The sequence below is a fragment of the Halobacillus aidingensis genome (assembly GCF_900104185.1).
GTDB lineage: Bacteria > Bacillota > Bacilli > Bacillales > Halobacillaceae > Halobacillus > Halobacillus aidingensis.
On record NZ_FNIZ01000044.1, the window covers coordinates 1 to 1,371 of the forward strand.

Annotated in this window: 1 protein-coding gene; it reads left to right on the forward strand. The window is 40.6% G+C overall.

Features of this window, described 5'->3' with window-relative positions:
* Positions 1-29 precede the first annotated feature (29 nt).
* The gene (locus BLS23_RS21225) at positions 30-1,253 is read left to right on the forward strand and encodes an IS110 family RNA-guided transposase (protein WP_089655002.1); all 1,224 of its coding nucleotides are present in this window, start codon (positions 30-32) and stop codon (positions 1,251-1,253) included.
* The last annotated feature ends 118 nt before the right edge of the window (positions 1,254-1,371 follow it).

Sequence of the window (1,371 nt, forward strand, 5' to 3'; positions counted from 1 at the left end):
AATTACTTGCCGCAGAAAGGATGTTTTCAATGGATGTAGTCATTGAGAATGCTTGTGGTATGGATGTCCACAAAGATACCATTACTGCTTGTGCCATTACACCGGAAGGAAAGGAGATTGAAACATTTTCAACGAAAACCATCTATCTCATTGAGTTGGTGGACTGGGTTAAGAAACGGAATTGTACCCATGTGGCCATGGAAAGTACAAGTGTCTACTGGAAACCTATTGTTAATCTACTTGAAGCCGAAGATATTGAATTTCTAGTTGTGAATGCTCAACATATTAAGGCTGTTCCTGGACGTAAAACCGATGTGAAAGATGCCGAATGGATTGCCAAACTTCTTCGCCATGGGTTGCTTAAAGCGAGTTACATTCCTGATCGAAATCAGCGGGAATTACGTGAACTTGTTCGTTATCGTCGGAGTATTATTGAAGAACGTGCCAGACAACACAATCGAATGCAAAAAGTGTTAGAAGGAGCTAATATCAAGCTTGGGTCTGTTGTTTCTAACGTTTTGGGAGTTTCTGCTCGTGAGATGCTTCGTTCCATAGCTGAAGGAAATGATGACCTTGAAGAGTTATCAAACTTGGCGAGAGGCGTTATGAAAAATAAAAAAGAGGACTTGAAACTCGCTCTTCAAGGATGCATTAAAGACCATCAACGATTCATGATAAAGACGATCCTGGATCATATCGATTTACTTACGGATCAAATTGATAAATTAGACAGTGAGATATCAAAAAGAATGGAAGAATCTCAAGAGGATATCGAACGTTTAGATTCCATTCCTGGCATTGGGAGAAAAGTGGCGGAACAAATGATTGCCGAACTTGGCACAAATATTAAGGAGCAATTTCCTACGGCACCTCAAATGTGTTCTTGGGCAGGGTTAGTTCCCGGAAATAACCAAAGTGCCGGGAAACGGAAGTCTTCTAAAACGTTGAGTGGAAACAAATACCTTAAATCATCACTGGTTGAGTCAGCTCATTCCGTCCGAGGATCCAAAAACTACCTTGGCGCTCTTTACCGGAGAACGGCTTCACGTAAAGGTAAAAAGCGCGCAGGAATCGTTGTAGCTCATGCGATGTTACGAATCTCCTACTACCTCTTAACACGAAAGGAAATGTATGTAGATTTAGGAGAAGATTACTTCGATAAACAAAAACAACAAGCCATTGTTAAGCACTCATTGCGTAGGTTAGAGGGGTTAGGTTACACAGTGACAATTGAGGAACCAAAGGTATCCTAAGTCCATTCTCCAACTCAATAGATCTTTGAATGAGACGCTCTCCTCAAAAAGAAGAATGAGCTGCGTCTACTTTAGTATTGCCATTTTTCCATATTATAGAACTTTATTTTCATGGTAG

Coding starts and splice junctions, on each gene's coding strand:
- BLS23_RS21225 (WP_089655002.1), top strand. CDS start 30: ATGGATGTAGTCATTGAGAATGCTTGTGGTATGGATGTCCACAAAGAT.